This window comes from Mesorhizobium sp. M8A.F.Ca.ET.021.01.1.1 (genome assembly GCF_003998025.1).
Lineage (GTDB): Bacteria > Pseudomonadota > Alphaproteobacteria > Rhizobiales > Rhizobiaceae > Mesorhizobium.
This window is the reverse complement of the sequence record NZ_RZSJ01001136.1, coordinates 1-316: the sequence shown is the minus strand read 5'-3', so window position 1 is coordinate 316 and position 316 is coordinate 1. Positions and strand designations below refer to the sequence as shown.

General features: G+C 62.7%; 1 protein-coding gene. It reads left to right on the top strand.

Features of this window, described 5'->3' with window-relative positions; translation table 11 throughout:
• Positions 1–29 precede the first annotated feature (29 nt).
• On the top strand, positions 30–316 hold a 287-nt coding region (locus EOA36_RS36970), incomplete at its 3' end, for a GMC family oxidoreductase N-terminal domain-containing protein (RefSeq protein ID WP_148669446.1).

Here is a 316-nt window from a genome sequence, read left to right as displayed (position 1 = left end):
ATCAGGAAGCGTGCCCATTGGATCAAGTGATGACGACAGGTTTCGACTATGTGATCGTCGGCGCAGGCTCTTCGGGCTGCGTTCTTGCCGCGCGCCTGTCCGAGAATCCGGCAGTCCGCGTCTGCATAATCGAGGCCGGAGGCAAGGACAGCCATCCGCTGATCCATATGCCGGTCGGCTTCGCCAAAATGACCACCGGACCGCTCACCTGGGGCCTGGTGACGGCTCCGCAGAAGCACGCGGACAATCGCGAGATCCTCTACGCGCAGGCAAAGGTGCTGGGCGGCGGCTCGTCGGTCAATGCCGAGGTCTACAC